This is a genomic window from Candidatus Edwardsbacteria bacterium RifOxyA12_full_54_48 (assembly GCA_001777915.1).
GTDB lineage: Bacteria > Edwardsbacteria > AC1 > AC1 > EtOH8 > UBA2226.
The window spans coordinates 725,800-751,264 of record MFFN01000004.1 but is presented as its reverse complement, the minus strand read 5'-3'; the positions used below and the strand labels follow the sequence as shown (position 1 = coordinate 751,264).

Annotated in this window: 23 protein-coding genes, 1 tRNA gene and 1 other RNA gene; 2 read left to right on the top strand and 23 right to left on the bottom strand. The window is 51.2% G+C overall.

Annotated elements, in window-relative coordinates:
* Window positions 1–699: a hypothetical protein gene (locus A2273_05035; protein OGF07829.1), complete on the top strand. Its 699-nt coding sequence runs from the start codon at window positions 1–3 to the stop codon at window positions 697–699.
* Window positions 696–2,375: a hypothetical protein gene (locus A2273_05030; GenBank protein ID OGF07828.1), complete on the top strand. Its 1,680-nt coding sequence runs from the start codon at window positions 696–698 to the stop codon at window positions 2,373–2,375. Before A2273_05035 ends, A2273_05030 begins: the two co-directional genes overlap by 4 nt.
* A 61-nt stretch (window positions 2,376–2,436) precedes the next feature.
* Here A2273_05030 and A2273_05025 read toward each other — a convergent pair whose 3' ends face one another.
* The 23 genes from A2273_05025 to A2273_04915 all read right to left on the bottom strand — a co-directional run bounded on the left by A2273_05025 (window position 2,437) and on the right by A2273_04915 (window position 25,463).
* Entirely contained in the window at window positions 2,437–3,645 is a 1,209-nt protein-coding gene (locus A2273_05025) for a hypothetical protein (GenBank protein ID OGF07827.1), read from the bottom strand.
* 46 nt (window positions 3,646–3,691) lie between these two features.
* A complete protein-coding gene (locus A2273_05020) occupies window positions 3,692–5,263 on the bottom strand; it encodes a D-alanyl-D-alanine carboxypeptidase/D-alanyl-D-alanine-endopeptidase (protein ID OGF07826.1) in 1,572 nt (523 codons plus the stop codon).
* A complete protein-coding gene (locus tag A2273_05015; GenBank protein ID OGF07825.1) occupies window positions 5,263–5,787 on the bottom strand; it encodes a hypothetical protein in 525 nt (174 codons plus the stop codon). Before A2273_05015 ends, A2273_05020 begins: the two co-directional genes overlap by 1 nt.
* Window positions 5,784–6,227: a hypothetical protein gene (locus A2273_05010; GenBank protein ID OGF07824.1), complete on the bottom strand. Its 444-nt coding sequence runs from the start codon at window positions 6,225–6,227 to the stop codon at window positions 5,784–5,786. The genes A2273_05015 and A2273_05010 overlap by 4 nt, the downstream gene beginning before the upstream one ends.
* Window positions 6,228–6,349: 122 nt before the next feature.
* Window positions 6,350–6,427: transfer RNA gene (locus A2273_05005), tRNA-Ala, on the bottom strand.
* Between the two features lie 115 nt (window positions 6,428–6,542).
* Window positions 6,543–7,022, bottom strand: a complete 480-nt coding sequence (locus tag A2273_05000; protein ID OGF07823.1) for a hypothetical protein — start codon at window positions 7,020–7,022, stop codon at window positions 6,543–6,545.
* Between the two features lie 28 nt (window positions 7,023–7,050).
* A complete protein-coding gene (locus A2273_04995) occupies window positions 7,051–7,449 on the bottom strand; it encodes a hypothetical protein (GenBank protein OGF07822.1) in 399 nt (132 codons plus the stop codon).
* A gap of 253 nt (window positions 7,450–7,702) precedes the next feature.
* Window positions 7,703–8,602 carry a hypothetical protein gene (locus A2273_04990; GenBank protein ID OGF08032.1) on the bottom strand — a complete coding sequence of 300 codons (900 nt, stop codon included), beginning with the start codon at window positions 8,600–8,602 and terminating at the stop codon, window positions 7,703–7,705.
* A gap of 1 nt (window position 8,603) precedes the next feature.
* A complete protein-coding gene (locus A2273_04985) occupies window positions 8,604–9,920 on the bottom strand; it encodes a hypothetical protein (GenBank protein ID OGF07821.1) in 1,317 nt (438 codons plus the stop codon).
* Between the two features lie 25 nt (window positions 9,921–9,945).
* A complete protein-coding gene (locus tag A2273_04980) occupies window positions 9,946–10,314 on the bottom strand; it encodes a GxxExxY protein (protein OGF07820.1) in 369 nt (122 codons plus the stop codon).
* 17 nt (window positions 10,315–10,331) lie between these two features.
* Entirely contained in the window at window positions 10,332–10,793 is a 462-nt protein-coding gene (locus tag A2273_04975) for a deoxyuridine 5'-triphosphate nucleotidohydrolase (GenBank protein ID OGF07819.1), read from the bottom strand.
* 131 nt (window positions 10,794–10,924) lie between these two features.
* A complete protein-coding gene (locus tag A2273_04970) occupies window positions 10,925–12,118 on the bottom strand; it encodes an aspartate aminotransferase (protein OGF08031.1) in 1,194 nt (397 codons plus the stop codon).
* A 61-nt stretch (window positions 12,119–12,179) separates the two neighbouring features.
* Window positions 12,180–13,463 carry a hypothetical protein gene (locus A2273_04965; protein OGF07818.1) on the bottom strand — a complete coding sequence of 428 codons (1,284 nt, stop codon included), beginning with the start codon at window positions 13,461–13,463 and terminating at the stop codon, window positions 12,180–12,182.
* Window positions 13,464–13,527: 64 nt separating this feature from the next.
* On the bottom strand, window positions 13,528–15,231 hold the full coding sequence (locus A2273_04960) for a single-stranded-DNA-specific exonuclease RecJ (GenBank protein OGF07817.1): 1,704 nt from the start codon (window positions 15,229–15,231) through the stop codon (window positions 13,528–13,530).
* A 23-nt stretch (window positions 15,232–15,254) separates the two neighbouring features.
* An RNA gene (rnpB, locus tag A2273_04955) (RNase P RNA component class A) lies at window positions 15,255–15,646 on the bottom strand.
* A 13-nt stretch (window positions 15,647–15,659) separates the two neighbouring features.
* Complete coding sequence (locus tag A2273_04950) at window positions 15,660–16,241, bottom strand: hypothetical protein (GenBank protein ID OGF07816.1); 582 nt, start codon at window positions 16,239–16,241, stop codon at window positions 15,660–15,662.
* Window positions 16,242–16,262: 21 nt separating this feature from the next.
* On the bottom strand, window positions 16,263–16,979 hold the full coding sequence (locus A2273_04945; GenBank protein ID OGF07815.1) for a hypothetical protein: 717 nt from the start codon (window positions 16,977–16,979) through the stop codon (window positions 16,263–16,265).
* Between the two features lie 946 nt (window positions 16,980–17,925).
* Window positions 17,926–18,654 carry a hypothetical protein gene (locus A2273_04940; protein OGF07814.1) on the bottom strand — a complete coding sequence of 243 codons (729 nt, stop codon included), beginning with the start codon at window positions 18,652–18,654 and terminating at the stop codon, window positions 17,926–17,928.
* Window positions 18,655–19,260: 606 nt separating this feature from the next.
* Window positions 19,261–19,719, bottom strand: coding sequence for an aspartate ammonia-lyase (locus A2273_04935; protein OGF07813.1), 459 nt, complete (start codon window positions 19,717–19,719; stop codon window positions 19,261–19,263).
* A gap of 9 nt (window positions 19,720–19,728) precedes the next feature.
* The gene (locus A2273_04930; protein ID OGF08030.1) at window positions 19,729–22,524 is read right to left on the bottom strand and encodes a DNA methylase; all 2,796 of its coding nucleotides are present in this window, start codon (window positions 22,522–22,524) and stop codon (window positions 19,729–19,731) included.
* Window positions 22,525–22,772: 248 nt separating this feature from the next.
* Window positions 22,773–23,984 (bottom strand): hypothetical protein, encoded by a 1,212-nt coding sequence (locus A2273_04925; GenBank protein OGF07812.1) that lies wholly within the window; start codon window positions 23,982–23,984, stop codon window positions 22,773–22,775.
* A 19-nt stretch (window positions 23,985–24,003) separates the two neighbouring features.
* On the bottom strand, window positions 24,004–24,447 hold the full coding sequence (locus tag A2273_04920; protein ID OGF07811.1) for a hypothetical protein: 444 nt from the start codon (window positions 24,445–24,447) through the stop codon (window positions 24,004–24,006).
* A gap of 317 nt (window positions 24,448–24,764) precedes the next feature.
* On the bottom strand, window positions 24,765–25,463 hold the full coding sequence (locus A2273_04915; GenBank protein OGF08029.1) for an adenylate/guanylate cyclase: 699 nt from the start codon (window positions 25,461–25,463) through the stop codon (window positions 24,765–24,767).
* Between the last annotated feature and the right edge of the window lie 2 nt (window positions 25,464–25,465).

Here is a 25,465-nt window from a genome sequence, read left to right as displayed (position 1 = left end):
ATGAATTGCCGAAAAATCGAAGAACATCTGCGGGAAAATCCCGGGGCTCCGCTGCCCGGGGAACTGCAGGAACATCTGGCCCGATGCCCGGACTGCTCCCGGCGGTGGGTGGAACAGAGGGCCCTGAGCGAGGTTCTAAAAACATTTCCTCAGGCGGAGCTTCCGGCCTACCTGGGCGCTAAAGCCCTGTCCCGGCTGGAGGGACGGCAGACAGCCTTCGGCAAAAGGATGCTGGAGCCCGGCTGGCTGACCCTGGCCGCCCCGGCCATGGCTCTGATCGTGGCTTTCACCTCCCTGATTATGCGTTATGAATATCGCCCTCAATATATAAACCTTTCCGAACGCCCAGCGTCTGCCCGGAACCAGGGCAACAATAGCCCTACTCCGGGGTCTGCCCAAAATCAACCATCAAATATTTTTTCTCAGATCTATCCGGTCTGGCCGTCCGACCAGGATGTGGTCGGGCGCCAGGATCTGACCATCATGGCCTCGCTGTATCCCGACCATCAGGGAAAGGTGCAGGTCCTGCTAGACGATATCGATGTTTCGGCCGGATCGACCATCAGCAGTCAATATATCTCCTATGACCCCAAATCCCTAGTGGCCGGAGAACATATGGTCAGGGTAGTGCTGCAGCAGGCTGACGGAAGCTATCAAACGGCCAGTTGGAGCTTCTACTTGTTGGAGGAACCATCATGAAAAAGATGCATTTACTACTGGTCCCCTGGCTGCTGATATCATCGGCAGCCCTGCCAGCCGCCGGGCTTCAGGTCTGGCCCAATCCGGCAGAGGTCCAGGTCAATGCTGCCATCGCTTTCACCGTCCAGGGCCTGGAGCCCGGTGGATCGTTAAGCTGGGAGATCATTCCGGCCTCTCTGGGAAATATCGATCAAAGCGGGCTTTTCACTGCCTCCGGCAAGCCGGGCCGGGGGATGGTACGGGCCATAGCCAAAAGCAAGGATGGCCGGACCATGCTGGGACACGCCATGATAAAAGTTTTGGGAAGTAAACCGGGCCGCCTTACTGTATCGGTATCGCCGTCCAGGGCCGAGATCAAGATCGGCGAAACCCTGAGGTTTACCGCCCGGATTGTGATGCCAGATGAAAATATCAAGACCGAATGGCTGGTCATCCCCAATGATCTGGGAACCATAGATGCCCGGGGCAGCTTCACCGCTGAGGGCGCCGGTAAGGGCCGGATCGTGGCCCTGGCCAAAGGTCCGGGAAAGTATGGCTTGGGGCAGGCTCAGATATCTGTCCGCCCTTCCGGAAAAGTCTCCGATCTTTCAGTGGTTGTTTCTCCTAAAAGAATCAAGCTGCAGCCGAAAAACCGGATCCGGCTGGCCGTTCAGGTCCAGGATCCCGAAGGCAAAACCGTCCCAGCCAGAATCAGATATCTCCTGTCTCCCCCCGAGTTGGGGACCATCGACCAGGACGGCAATTTTACCGCCGGGGAAAAGGCCGGGCTGGGCGTTATCAAGGTTGAGGCCGCCTCCGGACAGGCCTATGGCAGCGACCGGGTTTTTGTCATAGTCTCCGAAAAAAGCAGCCGTTATCAGATCAAGATCAAACCCAGCCAAGTGGTACTGGAGGGGAAATCCAGCGTTAAATTCGAGGTTGAGGTGTGGGACGAGAACGGAAGTCCGGTGATCCCGCCCGCCCTGGACTGGAAGTTGATCCCCGAGGGCCTGGGTTCGATCACTCCCCAGGGGCTGTTCACTGCGGGTGACCGGACCCTGTCCGGTAAAATAGTGGTTCAACTGCCGGCCGAATTCGACCGGAGCCGGGATGCCGCCTCGGTCAAGATACAAAACCAGCGGCGGAACACCATCCGGATAAACCCACCCAAGGCCAGCCTGAAGCCGGGGCAGATGCTCCAGTTCTCCGCCGTCATTAACGACAGCCGGGGCAATCCGGCCGGAGATCAGCGCATCACCTGGAAACTGCAGCCGGAGAACCTCGGCATCATCACCCCCCAGGGTCTGTTCACTGCCGGCGCGGCAGCCAGGTCGGGCCTTATCATCGCCGAGCTTCCCCAGGAGTTCGGAGTCGGCCGGGCCATCGCCCCGGTCTCCGTCAGCAGCTACCAGGTCAAGATCAACGCCCCGCCCAACCAATATAACATCCACAGCGGGGAGCAGGTCGCCTTTGCCGCCTCAGTAAGGGATGCCAACGGAAACGACCTGAGCGGTTCGGCGTTTTTTGAGTGGGAGGCAAAGTCCTCGGTGGCCGGATTCGGGAATATCGATCAGAACTCGGGCCTGTTCCATGCCGGGCAGCCCTCAAAACTGCCAGCCGACGGCTATATAATGGTCCGGGTTTCTATCAATGGGCTGCCGGCAGGAACTGACGGAATAAAAATAACTATCCGGTAAACAATTGGCTGTAAAATCAAAAAGAGGCGCCTTGCAAAGGCGCCTCTTTTTTTGGCTTCTATTATCTTTTTTTCATCTTGCTAGCAGATTTGATCTTCTTTAAAACCCTCTGGGGTCTCTTATTCATCTGAGGCTCAACTTCTTCTGTTTGATTTTCGCTATCACCTATTGCCTGACAAGTCTCCTCCGGGGTTCCTTCCTCCCTGGCGAAAATGTCGCGCTGGTCCCTCTTCATCACTATTATCCCGTAGATGATGGTCTGTCCGGTAACAAAGACGCTCAGCAGGTAAGACAGGACCAGCAGCCGGACGGCGTTCAGGGACATCCCCATGATGAAGGCCGCCGTCTGGCCGGGCCAGCTAAGCGCCGGGGTCGCCGTCATGAATGAGGAGAGGCCGGATATCATGGGATTATCCATTCCCAGAAACATGACATAATTGGTCGCCAGCGGCGGGGTGTACAGGTTGAATGCCGCCAGGGCGATATCGGCAAATTTGCCGCCCATCGACCAGGAAAGGACCTGGTAAGCTATCCCCATGCTGCTGATGGTAAACCAGGCAAAGACCGCCGACGCCAGAAGGCACAACAATTTAAGAAGCCCGGTATACGTCACCAGCCGCCAGGGCTGGGCGGTGATGGATGAGAACACCTCAAAAAGATTGTCAAAAGCATCGCCCCTGGTGGCTCCGGAGATCACCGGGGAAAAGAACAATCCTATGGCCAACGACGCCAGCAGGAAGACCAGGAACAAACCCACCAAGTAGATGGGCAGGCTTAATAGAGCGATGGTCAATTCGCCTAGCACCGGTATCCGGCCCCACCAGCCTGACAGTATTCCGAAAAACAGCAACAGCGATACGAAAGAGATTATGACCAGCGGGCCGCCCAGGATGGATTTCCAGGCTCCTTTCAGATAACCGGCCGCCTCTCTTACTTCGTAAAATTCATTGCCTTTTAGTTGCTCGGTCGCCAGGCGGGCAGTCACCGCGGCGGACATCATGTATATCAGCAGGGCGCCCAACATCCCGGCCAGCCATAGCACCCAGGAAATTGCTCCGGAGCCGGGCCAGGGCTTCGCCGGCACCAGCCCGAACATCACCCAGACATCGGCCAGGCTGCGCCCGGCAGCCAGGTGTGACAGATAGCCAAATATTCCGTAGAAGGCAAAACCCCACACCAATCCCCAAAAGAGGACCCACATTTTTTTGGGCGACAGACCCAGCCTGGCCGCCCGAAAAATATCCCGGTAGTCGAAATACATTTTCAGCAATTTTCCATCCTCCCTTTAAGTTTTTGTTGCATAGGGGATGCCAGCATCAGCTCAGGTTATCTATCAGCAATTTGCAGATATAATCCTCGATCCGCCTGGCCAGTTTTGAGCGATAGGTGTTATTCACCATTATGGAGAAAGCGAACATCTTGCCGTTCTTGGCGGTCAGGTAGCCGGATAACGCCGAGACGCCCCCGATAGATCCGGTCTTGGCATATACCCTCCCGCAGAAATCCGGCTGGGAGAACCGCCCCACCAAGGTGCCGTCTATCCCGCCGATGGCCAGCGATTTGTAAAACACGTCCCAGTAAGGCTGTTCATGCATGTATTTGAGAAGATTGACCACCTGCAGCGGGGATACCTCGTTCTGCCGGGACAACCCGCAGCCGTCGAACAGGTCCACCTCCCCCAGGCCCATCTGACTGATGATGTTCCGCTCGGCCGTGGAACCATTCTTCCGGCTTCCCTCACCGTCCACCTCGGCCCCGATGGTCTGCAGCAGAGATTCGGCGTAAAGATTATGGCTCTTTTTATTGATGACCTTTATGATCTCTGAAAGGGGTTCGGAATAATGAACGTACAACAGTGAAGTATTGTTCTCGCGGACCGGGGGGTGCTCCTGACTGGCCCTGATATCGCCTTTGATCGCTATATCCCGCTGCTTTAGGAGTTGGGCCACAATCCTGGCGAAATGGCTCTCCGGCTCCTTGGCGAAGAAGGTGAATTTTTTAGAGGCCCCGGCGGCCAGCTTTCCGGTTATTTTCAGGGTGGCCCCGTCAAAGGAGGCGTAGGCCTTGCCGTTGTTATACACCCGGCGGCTCTTGGTGGTATAGGTGCCGTCCTTGTTCTTCACCTTTTTATTCACGGTGCTGTAGCTGCCGGCTATGGTCCGGCTGAGATTCTTGATGTTGACCGACATCGGAGGATCTATGGAGAAATTAACCGGCTGGCCGATCCTCCCTCCCTTGAGGGTCACCACCACCACGTTCTCCCTGAAGGAGAGGCCGGAAAGCCTCCAAGCCAGGCGTTTCTTGGGGCGGACCAATTTGTTGGCCGAGCGGGGAATGATGGAGACCAGCTTCTCTGGCAGGAAATCGCCTTTGTCTCCAATCACATCGCCCGATATCTCGGTGATTCCCATGGCCTTGATGTTGTCGGCCCAATCCTCCATGGTGGCGATATCGTTGATGGTGGGATCGCCGGATCCCTTTATGAGCAGGTCGCCGTTCAGCACTCCGGTCGAATCTATCGGCCCGCAGGCATATATTTCGGTCTGGTAGCTGTATTCCGGGCCCAGTTTCTCCAGGGCGGCAGCGGTGGTGAACAGCTTGGTGTTGGATGCCGGAATGAATCGCGATCCGGAATTGTGCTGATAGATAAGAGAGCCGTCATCCAGCGACATAACCGCCACCCCCCAGCGGCCCACCCGGTTTAGTTTTTTGCTTAATAATTTATCCAGGTCCTCCTGAACATCTCCGGTGGGTTTGGGAAGATAGAAGACGCTGGAGGTCTTCCTTTTGGCCGGCTTCTTGGTGGCGGTCTTGGCTCCCCAGGCCCCGGATACAAAAAGGATTCCGGTTAAAATGAGAACCGATATATATGCAATCTTTCTGGTCATCAGGCCTTTCCTAAAAACAGGTAGGGTTTCCAATTATCGTCGGGGTTATGTATCGAATACTGAATAAATGAGAAGTAATGGGGCCGGCGGGGTTTTTTGATCAGGGTCATCCTGGATTGTTTCAGGCTGCGGTTGGCCTTTTTATTGTTGCATACTGTGCAGGCGCACACCAAATTGTCCCAGGTGTCATCTCCCCCCAGGCTCTTGGGCACCAGGTGATCGATGGTAAGCGTCCCCTGGCTGGTGCCGCAGTACTGGCAGACGTGGCGATCCCTCCTGAAAATATTCTGTTTGGAAAGCTTGACCTCCAGACGGGGTCTGCGGATGAAACTGCCCAGCCGGACGACGCTGGGCAGTATGAATCTTCGGCGAATGCTGGCGGCAAAATAATCGCTATTCTCGACCACTTCCGCTTTTCCCAGGAACAACAGAACCAAGGCCCGCTTGGCATTACAGACCAGCAGCGGTTCATAATTCTGGTTGAGCACCAGCACCTGGCGCCCCAGATTGTTATTTATACTTATCTGACTAGCGGCTGTGATTCCTTATGGCTGAAACTAATTCTATGGGTATAAAATGGAAAATACAATTCCACCGTATAATCTATGGAGATGGTATAGTTCTGTCCTTCTGTCCTTATGATGTTCTGCAGGAAATATTCCCGGGCGCCTTCGAGGTATTCCCTCTGCTGCTCCTCGGTCTCCGGTTTGTAGACATCCCTATTTCCCTTCTCATCCTGCACTTGGTAGAAATAGTCTCCCACCAGGGGGATCTTGTCATCCATGGCGTTTTCGGCCAGGGCTCGGGCAATGCTGTCATCGTTTTCGGTCATGGCATTCTGGGCGGCTTCCTTCATCTTGTCCTTGATGTGGAAGAAACGGATATACGGAATGCTGATCGCCACCGCTGCATACAGCAGAATGAGCACGGTAAAAAATATCAACACCTTTAAAAATTTAGGCATGACCTCTCCTAAAAATAAAGCACAAGCGTATGCCTGTGCTCAACTCTTACGACGCTCGCCGAATTGTTTTTCGGCAATTCAGCCGTAAATCAATTGCCTACGCAAGCATCTTAATTAATATCTGGTGGACCTGAGGGGGCTCGAACCCCTGACCTCCTGACTGCCAGTCAGGCACGCTACCAAAACTGCGCCACAGGCCCATTTATGTTTTTACCGCTAACCAAAAGCAGATGCCCCGCACCTGCATATCGCCCATAAGTTTAGCAAATAATCTGCTAGATGTCAAGTATATTGATGCAGCTTTGCCGGCGATTGTTAAAAGAAAAATCTGAGACCTATTCCGCCCTGGACGTCGAAGCCGGTTTCGGGAACCAGCCCTACGGTGGGGGCCAATTCCAGGAAGATATCCACCGGAGCCTGGGGAAATATATATTCCAGGCCCACCACCCCTCTGACCCCCAGGTTGAAGTGTTTCTCATAATGAGCCCTCTGGCCGGACCACAGAGTGCCGCCGATCCCGAAATATACCGGAAGTTGCCCCCGCTCCACCTCTATCAGCTGAAAATCATGCCATAAATAATCGGCATGAAGTCGCAGATAGCCTTCATCTATGAAGGACCAGGCCACCGCCCCATCCCAGGCCCTTTCTTTTCCGCTCCACAGTTTCCAGGATATACCGGTAGGCTCCCCGGCTATCAGCCCCAGTCCGAAATCGCCGCCTTCCTTGACCGGCCCGTTGGCCTGGGCCAGGGAAACGCCCAGCGCCAACATGACAACGGCAATCGTTTTTTTCATATCATCCTTTTAAGTAAGCATTTTTGCATTATAAAAATTTGACCTCCTGGACCGCTTTGTTGACCACGAAAACTTTTTCGGTATTGGACTTCTTGTCGGCCGGAAAAAGGAAAAAACCCTTCCGGTTGGGCATGTACATCTCGGTAACGCCGGTCAGCTTCTCCCCGTCGAAGAAAGTGACCTCCACCTTTTTACAATTCACCGGATAGCTGCCGTCAAAATCACGCCTCTCGTCGTACTCGCGATTTCCCATGAAATCCTTGACAAAGAACACCGCCTTAAGCTGCTCGATCCGGACTTCGGACGAGGAGGGAGGCACACCGTTAGAGGAAAGATGGAAGGCATCCTTGTTCATCGAAAAGTCCAGGGTGTGGCCTTTTACTATCCGTCCGTCAAGGTACCGCGCGACCAGTTTTCTTTCCTGCATGATGGACCTCTGGTTTTGGTTTTACGCTTTACGCCGTTCGGTGCTTCTTCTTTCCAGGCTGCGCCGGTCGGCCTGGCCTTTATAATCATCCTGATCGTTTTGGAATTGGCGCCGCTGATTCTTGCGGCGGTCCTCGAAGCGCCTGTCATCCAGCGTTTGATCTGCCTTAAGCATATTTATCCCTCCTTAATTAAGGGTTATCATTACTTCGGCGAACCTATGACGCGAAAGGATTTTCAAAAAACGGTATGGATTATCCCAAACGCTGCCTTTTATGCAGGTAAGACAATAGGGCCTTGTCAAAAGGAGTTTTGGTGTCCAGCGGAATATAGTCTATCAAATCCCTCCGGCACTCCCGGCTCAGTCCCTCCCGCCAGCTGGTTACGGCCCGGCGGTATTCCGGGGCGGCACTGGCCGCATCCAGCTGGACCCTTTCCCCGGTCTCCATATCCTCAAAGGCCAGCTTGCCGGAAAAAGGCAGGGCCAACTCATCATGGTCCAGCAGGTGGAACAGCAGCACCTCATGCTTAAGATGCCGAAAATGCTTCAGGGCCTTAAGCACGGCATTGGAGCCGTCCCACAGGTCGGAGATCAGGATTATCAGCCCCCGCCGTTTAAGGTGCCCGGCCAGGTCGTAAAATATTTTTTCGAAATCGGTCTTGCCTGCCGGGATCTCCTTGTCCAGCAGCTCCAGCATCTGCCGCCAGTGGGAGCGACGGGAACTGGGGGCCATGAAATTGCTGATGCCCTCCCGGAAGGTTGCCAGGCCGGCTGCATCATGCTGGTTCAGCAGCAATAGGCTCAAGGCTGCCGCCAGGCAGGAGCCATACTGGTATTTTGAACCGCCGCCCCTGGTATGGTAACCCATCGAGGCCGAGCTGTCAAGTAGCAAATAGGCTTTTAGATTGGTCTCCTCCTCGAATTCCTTGACGTAGTAGCGGTCGCTCCTGGCCAGGGCCTTCCAATCTATCCGCTTTATCTCGTCGCCCGGCATGTAGGAGCGGTACTCGGCGAACTCCACCGAAAAACCGTGATAGGGGCTTTTGTGCAGGCCGGTCAAAAAGCCCTCCACCACCAGCCGGGCCTTGATGTCCAACCCCTTTACCTGGGCGATAAAATCAGGGGACAGGGAATCCTTAACGGTGGCCATGATGTCATCCCCTCGAAGATTCGGCTTTTTTCTGCTTGACCACAATGCCGGCCGCCACCAGACTGAAGGCCGCCAGTAATATCCCGCACCAGAAGAGGGTCACCCGTTCATGGTTGGTGGTCCCCAGCCGGGGCAGGATGATCTGGGCCATGAAGCCGAAGAACAGGGAGCTCAGCATGAAGCCTCCGTTCAAGACAAAGTCCCGTCCCGAGAAGATACGCCCCCACAGCTTGTCGGGGGCCGATTCATGTAGCAGGGTGTCCTGGGCCACCATCACCGGCGAAAGAAAAATTCCGATCAGCAGACCCACCGGCAGCAGCTGCCAGTAGTGGCGGCACAGGGCGAACAGGCTGACCATGGTCCCCACCCCCAGCAGCCCTGAGACGATGATCATCCGGCGGGAGTAGCGGTGTCCCAGAAAGCCGATGGACAAGGAGCCCAACATCATGCCCAGGGCCAAAACGCCCCCCAGCACCCCCACCCCGCCGGTGCCGGAGCCAGTGCCCTTCTGGACGATGACCACCACCAGGGGATAGAGGGTCCCGCCGAAGATGGATACCAGCAGCAGCGACAGCATCACGAATTTTACCTTGGGGGAGGAGAATATCAGGGTCCACAGCTCCTGGAGGTCGGTCTTCAGGTTGTTTATCCGCCTTCGCCAGAGCTGGACCAGTTCGGACTCCTTTTGGCTCTCGATCACTTTTTCCCCGGTCTTGAGCATGGCAATGGTGATCACCGATATGAAGAAGGTCAGGCTGTCCAGATAGAACCCGGCCTCCCAGGGCTGCAGCTTGAGATGCCGCCAGAACCCGCCCACCACCAGCAGTCCGCCGCCCACGAAGCCCACCATCCCTGCCAGTTTGTTGATGAAGTTCATCACCGCATTGGCGGCGAAGATCTTGTTCTGCGGCACCAGGTAGGGGATCAGGGACAGCCGGGCGGCGCTGGCGAACAGCCCCATCAGAAAGGAGATGAACACCAACGGGAAAAGAATCAGCACCGATCCGGTCAGTTTCATCAGCAGGGGGATCAGCCCGATGATCACCGCCCGGCTGGCGTCGGCCGCTATCAGCACCTTTCTCTTGGCCCGGCGGTCCACCACCACTCCCACGATGGGGCCGAACAGCAGGGCCGGCAGGGCGATGGCCACCGTGATCTGGGAATAGGCCAGCGGAGCCCGGGTGGTGTAGGCCCCGATCACCGCGATCAGGGCCATCTGGGCCAGGTAATCGCCGAACTGGGAGACCAGCTGCCCTGCGGCGAACAGGGCGAACTTGGGCTCCGAAAGGGCCGCGGCAAAATGTCCCGATTGTTTGGTCATTTTTTTGACAGGATTAACATGATGATTACTTGGGATCCCTGTATTTTCTTTTTACCTCGACAGATTTGCCGAAATTTACCAACAAGCCTATTCTTTTCCCGGTTGCCTTCAAATAATTAACTAATTGAACCTCGTGCTCTGTTGCCAAGTTGTTCACGGATTTCACCTCTACAATAACCGACCCCTCCACGATGAAATCCGCAATATAATCTCCAACCACAGTACCTCCATATTTAACGGAAATAGCCTTTTGTTGTTCAGCTTTTAACCCTGAATTGGGCAATTCAATCATCAAGCTATTCTCATATACCTTTTCCAGAAAACCAAAACCAAGGGTGTTGTGAACTTTATAAGCACATTTTATTATCTGTTCTGTCAGACTGTCATTTTCCATAATGGCAAGAAATCATGTCAATCCTGTCTACGTTTCCCCACCCCGGTGTGGCCGAAACCGCCCTGGCCTCTGGCCGTATTGTTCAGCGAACTTGCTTTGACCAGCTTCGCCTTGACCACCGGAGCTATCACCAACTGAGCTATTCTGTCACCAGGTTGAATGGTGAATATTTTTTTTTCCAGATTGATCAAAATGACCCCCACCTCCCCGCGGTAGTCGGCGTCGATGGTGCCCGGGGCATTGACGATGGAAATGCCGTGCTTGATGGCCAGACCGCTGCGGGGCCTGACCTGGCCTTCGAAGCCGGGCGGGATCTCTAGGGCCAGGCCGGTGGGCACCAGGCTTATCTGCCCGGGTTTTATTTTTATGGGTCTCCCGATAGCCGCCTTAAGGTCCATCCCGGATGAATGGGCGGTGGAATATTCCGGCATCTGAGCCAGATCGGAAAGCAGGGATATTTTTATCTTCAGGTCTTTCATCATAGCCTTCAAGTGTTTTTCTATGTTCGATTGAACTTTATTATATCAATTGCCGATAAATTTGACAATAAAATTGTTGAATAAACACAAAGGGGCGATGCTCCGATCGCCCCGTGTTGAAATTTTCACAATCATTTCCTGCGATTGTAAGCCTCGATACCCTTGGCTAGTATCTTCAAGGCTTTCCGCAGGTCCCCCTCGTTCAGCACATAGGCCAGGCGGACCTCCTGCTTGCCCTGGCCCGGTGTGGCATAGAAACCGTCGCCCGGAGCCACCATGGTGGTGGCGCCCTCGTGCGAGAAGTCGGTCAGCATCCACTGGGCGAACTTGTCGGAATCGTCGATCGGCAGATGGGGCATGATGTAAAAGGCTCCGGCCGGCTTTTTGAAGATGGCCCCGGGTATCTTAGCCAGCTCCTCGCAGACCACATCGCGGCGCCGCTGGTACTCGGTGATCATCTTTTTAAGGTATTTGTCAATGGTCTGGTATCCGGCGATGGCCCCCACCTGCTCGACGGTGGGCGGGCACAGCCTGGCCTGCCCGAACTTGAGCATGGTCTGCATGATATCTGAATTGCGGCACACCACGCAGCCCACCCGGGCTCCGCAGGCCGAAAAACGCTTGGAGATGGAATCCATCATAATGGCCCTATCCTCTACCCCCGGGATATGCAGGATGCTGGTGTGATATCCGCCATCGTAGGTGAACTCCCGGTAGACCTCGTCGGCCAGCAGCCAGAGATTTTTCTCTTTGGCCAGGCCAGCCAGCATTTCCAGATCTTTTCTGGAAAAGAGGGCTCCGGTGGGATTGTTGGGCGAACAGTACATGATGGCCTTGGTTCTATCGGTGATCCGCTTGACGAACTCGGCCTTGGATGGCAGGGCGAAGCCCTCCTCCACATCGGTTGGCACCGGCACGATCTTCATGCCGGCCATGGTGGCGAAGCCGTTATAGTTGGTATAGAACGGCTCGGGAACCAGTATCTCGTCGCCGGGATCGCCGATGGCCATCATGGCGAAGATGATGGCCTCTGAGCCGGCGGTGGTCACCAGGACATCATCGGGGGACACCATGATATCCTGCCGTTCCAGGTATTTCTTTATCTCCTGCCTCAGGGCCGGCAGCCCCTGCGAGGGACCGTAGGCCAACACCTCCTCCCCGAAGTTACGGATGGCATCCATGATATCCTTAGGGGTGGCGATATCCGGCTGCCCGATGTTGAGGTGATAGATATGGGTGCCCCTCTGTCTGGCGGCGTCGGCCAGCGGCACCAGCCTCCTGATGGGAGAGGCCTGCATGCCCAGGGCCCTTTGGGACAGGCTCATGGCAGTTTTTTTCTCTTTGTTCATTATCGCTATCCTATAAACTTGAATTTATAAATTTCTCTTAACCGACCTGAAGCATCTCCCGCAATTGCGGCAATGAGATATCCCTGGCGGATACCGGCCCTAATATTGCCGCCGCCAGTTTCTCGGGACGGATCACCCTTTGGGCAATTGCTAAAAGATCATCGGTGGTTACGGCATCGATCTTGGCCAGGGTCTGCCCCAGGTCCAGGTAGGGCTCCCGGTTTATCTCCATCTTGGCCAGACGCATCATCCGGTTGGAGGTGCTCTCCAGTCCCAGCATCAGATTGCCTTTGAGCTGGGACTTGGCGTTCTCCAGTTCCTCCGGCGAGGGCGGCTCCACCAGTAGCCGTTTGAATTCGGCCAGGGTGGTTTCCAAAGATTTTCTGGTCTGCTCCACCGCCACCCCCAGATAGACCCCGAACAGCCCGGTATCGCGGTACAGGTCGGCAAAGGAATAGATGGAATAGGCCAGGCCCTCCTCCTCCCTGATCTTCTGGAACAGCCGGGAGCTCATCCCTCCCCCGAAGATGGTGCTCAGCACCAGCAGGGCGTAGCGGCCGGGATCGTTGAAGGCCAGGGCCGGCATCCCCAGGCAGATGTGCACCTGGGAGGTTTTTTTCCTTTTCAGCAACAACCCCGGGGCCTTTATATCGGCATCGACGTTTGTCTTGACGGCGGCAGAGATTTGGTATTGGCCCAGATATCTCCGGGCCAGCTGCTCCAGGGCCTGGTGTTCCACCCGCCCGGCCACCGCCAGCACCATATTTCCCGGAAGATAGTTCTTGCGGCGAAAGGCCTGTATGTCCGCCATTTTAAAAGACTGGCAATTCTCCCGGCTGCCCAGGATGGGATAGCTTAGCGGGTGACCGTCGAACAGGGCCTGGGAAAAAAGCTCGTGGACCATCTCGTCGGGGGTATCCTCGACCGTTTTGATCTCCTCCAGGATGACCTTCCGCTCCTTCTCCAGATCCTGGGGGTCAAAACGAGGATGGGAGATAATGTCGGACAGGATGTCCACCGCCTGGGGAAGGTGCTCGTCCAGGACCCGGGCATAGAAACAGGTCTCTTCCTTGGAGGTGAAGGCGTCCAGATGGCCGCCGATGGATTCCAGGAAGATGGCTATATCCCGGGCGTTGCGGGTCTGGGTTCCCTTGAACAGCAGGTGTTCTATCAGGTGGGACAGGCCGTTCTCGCTTGACCGCTCATCCCGCGATCCCTTGGCTATCCACAGCCCTACGGCCACTGAGCGCACGTGGGGAATCTTCTCGCTCACCAGGGTTATGCCGTTGGGAAGAACCGAATGATTATAGATAATGCTCATTTAAATTCGGGAATATTCTTGATGATTATATATTTTCAGCGGGGAGGCGGGCAATATAAATGCGTCAGCGGACCTTGATATCCTTCAGGCGCAACTGCAGTTTCTTCTGTCCCTGCCATTCGTTCTCCTCCAGCACAAAGGCCATATCCAGCGTGGCATCCGGATCCTCCACCTCGTCCAATAAATCGCCGAAGGAGAACCCGATGGCATCGAATACCCGCTGTTTCTGCTTGACCTTGAACTTAAGGTGGTTCTTGCCAACGATGTACGGGCTCCCCACCACCCGCAGCTGCTGGGAGGCCAGCACCGGATGGCGGTTGCCCGGCCCGAAGGGGGCGAATTTGGCAAAGCTCCTGGCGGTGTTGGAATCCACCTCGTCCAGGTCCACCAGAACGTCCAGTGCCTGGGTGGGCATCAGGTCATCGCTGGTCAGCGTCTGTTTGGCGATCTGGTTCATCTTCTGGCGGAACTCCGGGATCTTGGCCGTCTCTATGGACATCCCGGCGGCATACTTATGCCCGCCGAAACCCAGCAGGTGCTCCTGACATCCCTTCAACGCCTCGTGCAGATGGAAAGCGGCGATGGAGCGGGCCGAGCCCTTGCCCTTCTCGCCGTCCACTGCGATCAGGATGGTGGGGCGGTAGAACTGCTCCACCAGCCGGGAGGCTACGATGCCAATGACCCCCTGATGCCAGTTTTCGGATTCCAACACTATCACCATCACCTGATCCAGATCCACCCGTTGTTTCACCATACTGACCGCATCGGCCAGGATCCGATCGTCTATCTCCTTGCGCTTGCGGTTCTCCTGATCCAGAGTCCGGGCGATGGCAAAGGCCTCATCCTGGTTCTCGGTGATCAGCAATCTCAGGGCCGAATCGGCCTCGCCGATCCTGCCCGCCGCATTGATCCGGGGAGCCAGCATGAAAACGATCTGACCGGAATCCAGCGGCTTCCCGGTAAGGCCGGTCACCTCCAGCAGGGCCCTGATCCCGGGTTTGCTGCTGCTGCGGATCTTCTCCAGCCCGTATTTTGCCAGCACCCGGTTCTCGCCGGTCAGCGGAACTATGTCAGCCAGGGTGCCCAAAGCCACCAGGTCCAGGTTCTCCTGCAGCTGGGCTTCGTCCAGGCCCAAGTGCCGGTAAAGGCCCTGCAGCATCTTATAGGCCACCCCCACCCCGGCCAGCTCCTTGAACTGATAGCTGCAATCCGGACGTTTGGGATCCAGCACCGCCACTGCATCGGGCAGGCTTTCCTTGGGCTCGTGATGATCGGTTATTATGCATTCTATGCCCAGCGACCGGGCCAGTTCGACCTCCTGATGGGCGGTAATGCCGCAGTCCACCGAGACGATCAGTTTGACCCCGCGCCTCTGGGCTTCCTCAACGCCGCTGGAAGAAATGCCGTACCCCTCCTTGGCCCGGCTGGGAAGATACCAGTTGACATCGCCCCCCAGATATGACAGGGAGCGCCATAACAATGCCGTCCCGGTGATGCCGTCGACATCGTAATCGCCGTAGATCATGATCCTCTCTTTTTCCCGGAGGGCCCTTTCCAGGCGGTCAACAATAACGTCCATGCCCTTCATGGTGAATGGGTCATGGCAATCGCTCATCTGGGGATCCAGGAACAGCCGGGCCTCATCGGCGTTTTTTATCCCCCGGACCAGCAACAGCCGGGCCACCAGGGGAGTCACCTCCAACGAGACCGCCAGCTCCTTGACCAATTGTTCGTCCCCGCCCTCGGGGAATATCCATTTTCTTTCCATATACCTACTTTGTTTTTACTTAAAAAGGGACAGGACCTGTAAGCCGAGTTCTGTATCCCGCATAACGGGATGGCGATCATCTCTCTGGTCCCGGCCATACGGCCGGGATCAAGCAACCTACCCTTCCGCCTTCCGAACGGGCCGTCCTTATACCGCTTTTTCAGCGGAGCGGCGGAATCTATTTGGTCTTGCTCCGACAGGGGTTTGCCATGCCCTGGAAGTTGTCTTGCCAGGCGGTGAGCTCTTACCTCGCCTTTTCACCCTTACCCCGCCAGAGGCGGGGCGGTATATTTTCTGTGGCGCTTTCCGTACCCGCCGTATTACCGGCGGATCCCCCGGTATTCCCGGGGCTGCCTGCCCTCTGGAGCTCGGACTTTCCTCCCCGCCAAAGCGGGGCGATCACCCGGTCCTGTCCTAGATAGACTTTATTATAATTCCGGAATGGTCTGATTGTCAATGGCCAGGTTGGCCAGCCGGTCGGCCAGGCGGTTCTGGGCCCGGGGGATCGCCTGGATTTCCCACTTCTCCATCTGGGAAAGCAGCTCCTGGGCTTGGACGAACAGCTTCTTTAGCCGCGGCTCCTTGATGCGGTAGCTGCCGTTTATCTGGTTGGCCAGCAGTTCGCTGTCGGTCTGAATGGACAGCTTGGAAAATCCCCGCTCGATGGCCAGCTTCAGCCCGAAGATCAGGGCCTGATATTCGGCTTCGTTATTGGTGGCCTTGCCCAGATATTGGCTGCGCTCGGCCAGAACATTCCCGTGGCTGTCCACCAGGGCCGCCCCGGCCCCGGCCTCGCCGGGATTGCCCCGGGCCGCGCCGTCGATGGCCAGCGTCACCTTGGAAAAACCGAAATCGGTTTCGATCTTGTCGGCCAGGGCCACCAAAGCCTCCTTGAGGGTGTCCTTGGAGCACCCCATGGACTCGGAGATGTCCTCCATAGGATGGCCGGATGCCACCTTTCGCAGTACCGTTGAGAGCTTGGAATATATCTGGTCCTTGTCCTTGGTCATAACCGCACCTCAATAATATTATTATTGTTGTTTGGGGTCCTGCCAGATCAGGATCCGGCCGCAGTTCTCGCAGGTTATTATCTTGTCCATATCCCGGATACGATTGAGCAGCTGGGTCGGCAGATTTCCGAAACACCCTCCGCAGGTGGTGCTTTTTACCGCCACCACCGCTGTTCCGTTGCGGGCTTTGCCGATCTTATCGTACATCGCCAGAATATCCTTGGGCAGACCGGCCAGGGCCTCCTGCTTGTTTTTCCTCAACTCTTCCACCCTCGCTGACAACCCGGCTGCTTCTTTGCCCATTTCCTGCTGTTTTCCCTGACTCTGGGCTTCGGCCAGCTTAAAGATATTCTTTTCCTCCGTTTCCTGCAGGCCCAGCTTTTCCAGGCTCTCCATGATGGTCAGTATCTGTTCCTCGATATCGGAGGTCTTCTTTTTCTCTCCTTCAATCTCATGAAGCATGGTGGTATATTCCTTGTTGGTCTTTACCGATAGCAGCTGGGTCTGGTGTTTTTTGATATTGGACGAGGTCTGTTCCACCTCCTGTTCCAGGGCCTTTTTTTGCCTGGCCAGATCTTCCTGCTGCCGGTTCACCTCGTCCAGCCGGGAGCGCGATTCTTTGAGCCGTTCCTGGATATCCGCTATATCCTTGGGTATCTGGTCCAACCGGCCCTGGTTGTCTCTGATCAGGTCGTCCAGCTTTTGGATCTGATAGATGGCTTGAAGGGTCTCTCTCATGGCTTATCGTCTCTCCGGCTATAATTAAAAAGTGCGTTTCCCTATATCGGGAAACGCACCGGTTAGAACCAATGCTTATCGGCAGGAGTGCCTTTGATCAGCCTGCTTATTTTTAAATTGCATATTATTGCGATTAAAAGATAGGGCATTTCGTCCTTTGTTGTTAATTTCACTGTTTTCATTTTAGCACCATTGGGCTAAGGATGTCAATGAAAAATATCAAAACCATAAAGCCGGTATCTCTAAATACCGGCTTTATGGTGGACTGTTATTCACAATATTAAAACATACCTGAAGGAAAATAACGTTCCCTTTAACTCCGATTATCTTGACACCGCAGGGGACAATCAGAAACCGGACCTTTGATTTTACCGGTCATCAAGCACCATAGCCTTTATCTAAACATCCGAGGTTTTGCATGCTCCCTGTTCGCTTGTTTTTCCCAGTATTTATTTCAGCAGCATTTCGTCAGAACATGGGCTTAGGGCTGGAAATTGGTTAAATACTTCGTAAATAAATGGTCGGGAGACAGACTCATTAATGCCACTGGCATTCAAAACAAGACAAGCTGTCAGAAAACCAGCAAATCAGGTCTTTATCAGTTTAACGCTCACCTGGTAACGGTAGAATACTATGCTTGGCACCAACGACAACGCCCGGCTAATGCGCTGGTCGTCTTCCAAGGCTATGATTATGCCCTGTACCGTCTGCCCTGCTTCCACCAGTTCTTCCTGCACGTAGCCCATGTATCGGTGTATCTGTCCTACCACGTTATCGCTGGCCCTGGCCGGTGGCCGCGCCCACCAGGAGGATGAGATGGAAGAAGTTGCCCATGTTATTCCTGAAATGTTTATTACATGTTTTGGGCGTTAACCGCAGATGCACAGAGGGCACAAAGAAATTTTGTTTTTAGCTTTTACCTTTAAGTAAGTCCGGCAAGTGAACACTACCCTACATCGCTGTTTGTCTGCTTCCTAAAAGAATCCTCCATCCTTTTTATCATTTCTTGCTGAATTTTGAGGCTATTGGCTACATAACTTTCCGGGCTGTTGTCTTTAAGATACCTTTTATACGGTTCAGATATATCCGCCTTATCTGAAATCTGGTCGAGAATGTCCACAAATTCCTTATCAAGAAGTGCCGACAGTGAGTCCATCACAGCCCGCTTGGCCTTAAGTTTTTTATGACCGTTATTTTGAACAAGATCCTGTTCTTTTTCTAAAATATCTTTCAGCAAAACGAATCTGTTCAATGTGTCTACTAATTCGAACAAACTGATGGCATATTCTGGTATGATATCTACTTCTTTATTGTAAACGGTTTTGAAGGCAGCGATGTCTTCAATAAAGGTATCATTGATCTCCACCACATCCAGCCGTTGGTTGCCGGCATATAAACATCGGTGTTTGATGTAGCTGTTATACAGCTTTAACAAACCACTCGACAAACGGTTATACGCCCTCTGCTGATAGCGCTTGTCCTTGCTGATCTCCATTTCGTCTATTATTCTTTTCTGTTCCGTCTCATGTTTATCTTTTTCCTCTAGGAACTTCAGATTCCTTTTGTTATTGAAGTGTGTTACAAGCAGCGAAACGATTGCTATGATAGACGACATTAAAATGGTCAAATATTCGAACATTCCTTTTTGGGGTGAAGCAATAAATCCTAAATTCATTTTCCCTCTTCTATTCAGTGTTGCATTATTAAAGCAAATATTGCACAAGCATTAAATAACTGCATTTAACCTAACGTAATAATAAATATACCATTTCAACATATAGATCGCCATTTTCATTTGCACACAATATGTCTATGTTAAATTAATTTATACAACAGGCATATATTGTGCATATAAAGCAATTTTGTTTCCCCAACGACAAACCATCAGTAAACCACAGAGCAAAAGAGAAATGCAAACGAAAGGAGGTGGAAACCGGCAGGCACAGAAGTAGGTTCAATACTCAATGGCAGCTTAAACTGGATCTTCCCGCACCAACACCAAAAGAGAAAATGACCGATTCTGACCTGGCATTCCTGGATAAATTAAAATCACTTTTTCAACCGCCCATCAAGCTGTCATTGGAATATCGTCGATAATCGCAAACTGAAAGAGGGATAACGCCAAACGGTAATTAACAAAACACTGACAACATTGATAATATTACGCCTCCCGTATTTAAAGGTAGACAAAACCTGTTGGGAGGCGATTTTATTTGTGAAAAAGCTTTTTATCTTTTTTCCGGCAGGAAAGCAGGGCCTTTTAATGAAACGTATACCAAAATTATAAATTTAACAATTCCCACCGGTTTAAATATTCCTCCTCTGGATCATGAAATTTTCTCATAGGCGTATCATTATGTTTTTGCCCTCTCTTCCCGGGTGTTCTTAACCAGTTTGAATGACCTTTTTTACAATATTTGGACACTACCTTACTGGGCACAATAAAATAATCCGGATGTTTTTTATTCTTATAAAGATTAACAAAAATATAAAATAAATTGTCGGCGAAATATTTTTCCGCTTTTTGGTTCAATATCCAACTCCTTTTAGCCCCGCTGCTGGTTTTAACCTGTATGCCAACCGTCTTCGTGGCTTCGGCATTTGAGCAAAGGATGTCAACCCCTTTTGTGTTCCTTAAGGTAATTGAAGCTATGTATCCTCGTTTAGACAGTTCGGCGGCCACAAAGTATTCGCCGGAAACGCCCGATAAGACAGTGTTCAATTTTTCTTTGTTAGACATAATCTTTTTTTATTCCACCTCGTACACCTTCAGCACCTCGTCCCCATAATGATTAATCACCTTGACCGCTATCTTCCCGGTCTCCGGCTTGTCAAACGGGCGGCTTTTGGTGGAATACAGGGTTGACCAGGCGCTTTCGTTTATCTCCGCCCTTAAGGCCTTTTTAAGCCTGTCGTACGGATCCCCGGCCCCGGTAAAGTAGGCCTGACGGACAAAGAAGCTTTCCCCATTGTAATTGGTGTCCACGAACCAGCAGGCGATATCGTCGTTGGTGTGGCCGCGCACCTCGCCGGTGGTTGGGTCATAGACATCCACCCCTTTGATCTCCAAAACTATCTTGCCATCCTTGTTTGGCAATATCTTGCCGGTCTTGCGGTCCACCGGTTGAATGTCCGGCTCGCCAAACACCATGAACAGGTTGCCGCCCCCGGTCTTTTTTAGCATTTCACTGCCCATGGTCAGGTCGGTGTTCATCCGGGTGACCAGAACGGTAAGGTTGCCGTAGCGTTTGGCCTCTTCGTTGACATGCGGGTCAAAGGCAAAGCCGCAGACTATCAACACCTCGTGACCCAGGCCCTTTACCGCTTCCTTGGCGGCGTCCTTGATATGGTTCGGCCCTACTGTGCCGTGCTCCGGCCCGATGAATACCGCTACCCGGTGTGACTTACCTTCCTTGTCTGAATACTCGCCCGTGGCATGCAGGTAAGGGCTGGAAATGACATCCAGCCGGTCGAATTTCATCCGCTCGTTCTTGACGGTATTCTGCACCCCGGCGGTTTTAAGGTTCTCAAGTATCATCCGCTCAAAGCCGATGGACGAAGAATCGCGTTCCGCGGCGGCCTCGGTGGCGGTGCGCTGGATCTCCGGGGACAGCATCCGGTGGGGCGAAAGGCTTTCCACTGTAAACGGCCCGGTTATCCGCACCCGTTTGTTGTCCTCGTAGGGCTGGTCAAATAACAATTCGGTATCGGCATGGCGGGAAATGGAATCGTCTATCTCCTTCTGCCGGACCAGGCGAAGCTCCCACCATTCTTTAAGTAATTTTTGAACCTCTGCTTTAGCCTCTGGCAAATCGCGCGGGATCTCCCATTCTTCCCACTTTTCTTTGGCGGCCTTGTTCAGCTCCGCGCGTTTGGGTTGCATCTTCTCCTGCCACTTGGCGTAGATGGTATCAATCTCCTGGTTATTGGCAATGGATTTTAGGGTAACATGCGGCACCCGTTTGTAAACGAATCCGCGCCGGATATCCGGCACCCTCTCCTTGCGGGAGAGGGCCGGGGAGAGGTCAAACTTGGCGGAAGCCAGGGTACCTAGCATTTCGGCCTCTTTAAGCATGCCCTCCGGCGAATCGGCCAAATGGAAGTATGGGTACTTGGCGGCCATAAGCCGGGTGCGGGCCAGGGTAAGGGCCACGCGGCTGGTATCTAATGTTATCCACCGGCGGCCCCATTGCTCGGCAACATAGGCGGTGGTGCCGCTGCCGCAAGTGGGGTCAAGGACGAGGTCGCCGGGGTCGGTTACCATAAGCATGCAACGCTCTATAACTTTTGTAGTAGTCTGAACAACATATATTTTATCTGACGCAAAAGTGCTTTGAACTGTATCAAGCCAAACATTTGTCGGTCGGGTATAAGGGTAATCAGTAAAATAACGCTTAAATGTTAGGGTAATACCTGAAGATAGTAACCGATTTGTATTGGCCAAACGCTTTAACCCATCTTTTGTTGTTTTCCAATGTGAACCAGAGGCAGGCATGAAAACAGAGCCTTTATAATCAAACCCCACCGAACTATCCTTAGATTCGCCCTTAGAAACTAAAGTTGATGCTTGGAATCTTATTGATTGATTTATAAGTTTACCTTGAGAATTGAAATCTTTAGTATTCAAACGTCTTTCACCTTCTACCGGTGACTCTACCCAGGAGAAATTAAAATCATCATCATCTAGAGTTGACGGAGTAAATAATTGCCGGTATTTAACAACTTCTTGGTTTTTTGCATAGACTAAAAGATAATCAAATACACTAGGCACAAATATTTCTGAAGCACCTATACCTTTTTTAAACGATATTTCCACAAGGAAATTATCGCTCCCAAATACCTCATCCATAACTGCTCTTACCAAATGAACATTCTCATCCCCGATCTGCACAAACACCGAGCCGGTCTCAGTCAGCAGTTCCCGGGCCACGGTCAGCCGGTCGCGCATATAAGACAAATAAGAATGTATTCCCAACTCCCAGGTATCGCGGAAGGCCTTTACCTGTTCGGGCTGGCGGGTGGCGTCCTCGGCCTTGCTGTCCTTTACATCCCTCTTGCGGGTGCTTACCTGCCAGTTGGAGCCGAACTTTATACCATAGGGCGGGTCAATGTAGACCATCTGCACCTTGCCCTTAAGCCCCTCTTTTTCGGCCAGGCTGTTCATCACCAACAGCGAATCGCCCAGGATCATCCGGTTCTGCCAGTTGGCAAAGTGGTTGTAAAAGTCCACTCTATCTGAAAACTCCTTGGGCAGGCCGTTAAAATCGCCAAATAAATCGGGGACTTCTTCGTTTTTCTGCCTTTTGGATTCTGCTTTTAGATTCTCTATGAGCGCTTGCGGGTGTATCTTCTCCTGAATGTAAACCGGCACCGCAGGAACGGTCATGTCCTTGCTGTCCTGCTCATCCTTGCCCTTCCAGACCAACTGCGGGTCCAGCGAGGTATCGCGCGGGTATAGAATAACGGCCGGCTTTTTCTCCTCGGCCACCATAAAGTCCCGCAGTTCCTCGGTGGGTATGTTAGCCCGCTTGTCCTGGTGGCGAATGGAATAGACCGTACCACGCCCGGTTCCCTCTCCGCTGCGGGGAGGGTTAGGGAGGGGTCGGGGCTTGCGGCCGGGTTTTGAAGACTGCTTGGCGGGCTTTAAAGCAGCCTTTTTAGCGTTTTTTGGGGGGCGTCCTCTGGGCATATTTCCTCTATTCTTTTGAAACATTAAATTTGCCATTAATCATCTTGTAAACAGTAACATATTCCAACAAATTATTAAAACTCCAATTATTTTCTTAAGATGGTTCATGTGAATGTAAACGCCTCAAATACATTTGAGCTTAAATATCCATCATTAACATCACCAACATAAATCTTTTTCTGACCACATATATAATACGAATATTTACTATATCCCAGTCTAATTACCTTATCAATAAAACCACTCTGATTGATTAATATACCTATTTTTGGATCCAAGCTGACACCCTTTTCTAACATATCAACAATCCAAGGGTTAATATAAAAATCAACAATTTTTGTTTTTTTCTTCAAATGATAGAATCCGAATATGTTGTGAGGATATAAACCATTAAGTAATATTATCTCATTGTTAATGTCATCATACCAGGTTACACCATGCTTTTTTAATGTTTCTTTTATCGCTTGCGCTTTTATAAATGTATGTATTTCATCAGTATTTATAAAACCAACAACTACCATTCCCTCATCATTTCTATTTAACGCGAATTTGCTGGCTGTTTCGTACATATTGCCACCAATAGTAACCGAAATACACGGTGATACTTTTTTAATTTCGGCAGGTTTGCCATTATTGTGTATCCATGCATAAAAAAACAATAACCAGTTGCCAAGTTCCTCTATATCCTTTATTTTTCTAATGTATTTAATAAAATCACCGCCTAATACTCCTTTTGTGGGGTGGTCTTTGGGTTTATTTACAATTATTCCATTACACACTTTTATTAATTGAATAATTTCATCAATTATAGATTCTTTTCCCAAATCCTTTGTTTTTAGATATTTCTTTGTTATTCTATCTACATCATTTTTCAAAAAGAATTTTGCTTTTTCTCCAACAATATAATATTTATCCAAATCATTTTGGATAAACCTCCTGTCGCATTTATTCCCCCGCATAAATAGAGCAATTGCAGGATCAGCTTGCATCTTAGTAATCAATTTTTTAAATTTGTTAACGATGACAGACTTTACTTGTTTTTTTTCATATTTTGAACCATCATTTATTACAGGTATTGAATAATAGTATCTTATTCCATCAAGCATATGCTTCATGTTTACACTAATTGTTTTTTTGAATTGTATATTGGCCTTTTTATCTTGGTGGCGGCTGGAATAGACCGCACCACGCCCTGTTCCCTCTCCGCGGCGGGGAGGATTAGGGAGGGGTCGGGGCTTATGACCGAGCTTTGAGGCTTGCTGTTTTATGGGTTTAGCATGCTTTTTAACATTTTGAGGGGGGCGGCCTCTGGGCATAATTATACCTTTTAAAGTGCTATTGATATAATGGGGGTTCTATATTATCAAACAACCCATCGCTTATTTTATATATTTTTCTGTAAAAACATAATAATTTGTCAGCTTTCTCTAATACATTCTGAGATATTTCAATTGTACACATTTCTTTTGGTGGTTTGCCATTATGATTTTTTGTCGGGTACCTTGAATATTTGGCTATATCATCAATTTCTTTGCAATCTTCTTCAATTTTATCTGTCTTAAACTTAATCGGCAATTTAGCCAGAAGATAGTGCAAATTGTGTTCATACAGTTCCTTGTTAGAAATACCGGGAACTAACGTTAGTATTGTAGCTTTAATTACTTTTTCCAAAGCTTGAGATGCACAGAATACTGCCCATTCATTATATCCTTTTTCCTGTGCTAATTTCGCTAAACAATAATCATGCTCGGCTTGATCCAGCCATGCATCAACACTCATAATACACCTCCGCCAGACTCAACATATCGAATACCTAAAGCGTTTATTTTATAGTATTTATTAACTCCAACTCTGACTAAATCGATAAGATTGGATTTATTTAAATATTCGCACAAGTCACTAGTTCGTTTTTCATCTAAACTAATTGCATTTGATAATAGTCTAAGACTGGTTGGTGTAGTTTCATCATTAAACGGATTGTAATGCGAATCATACAATACTTTCAATACATCATCACTCTGATAGTTAAAAGTATCATCGGGATTTAACAACCTGCCAATAGGAGATTTTATATAATACATTCCATCCTCCGATATTTAATCAATTGACCAATTCCAACTTGACGAAAACACATAGCAATTGTATGCAGACCAGTAAGATTGTTGCCACATAGGTTGTTCATTTGGCCCATATTTCACTTCTTTATTTAAAACGTCGAAAACATCTTTTGTTATCCAGGACACAGAAGAGCCTGTTCGCAAGGAACATAGCTTCGCTGCATAATTCGCTGCTCGCCCGACCCATACAAGATCATTCGAGCCCCTAATACCTGTTCTTGCTACCCATAAATCGCTAGTATCTATACCGACTGCTTGTTTTACTCTATAATCGCTGTTAGGATATTGGGCCACAAGTTCTGTATTGATTATTTTATCGACTGCCCAATTTATTTTTAATGCACTTTTTGCTGCTGCTGAATTTTTATTATCTCCAAGGTATACCGCCATTACCCTATCACCATCAAATGCGGTGATTGTCCCACCTTGATCTCTTATTATTTTACATGCAGTTAATAAGAATGTTTTATAGATTTCTGCTGCAAAATGCTGTTGCTGAGAATTTACCATTAATGTCGACTCTACAAGATCTGCATATAAGATAGTTCCTTTTAAAACAACAGCCGCATTGCCGAGTGCGATATCGTCTGTATCTGGCACTTTGTTGCCATCTCTTTTTTCCCACTGTTTTGAAAATGTTTGTTTAACTTCAGCTCTGATGTCATTTGCAAGGCCCATGA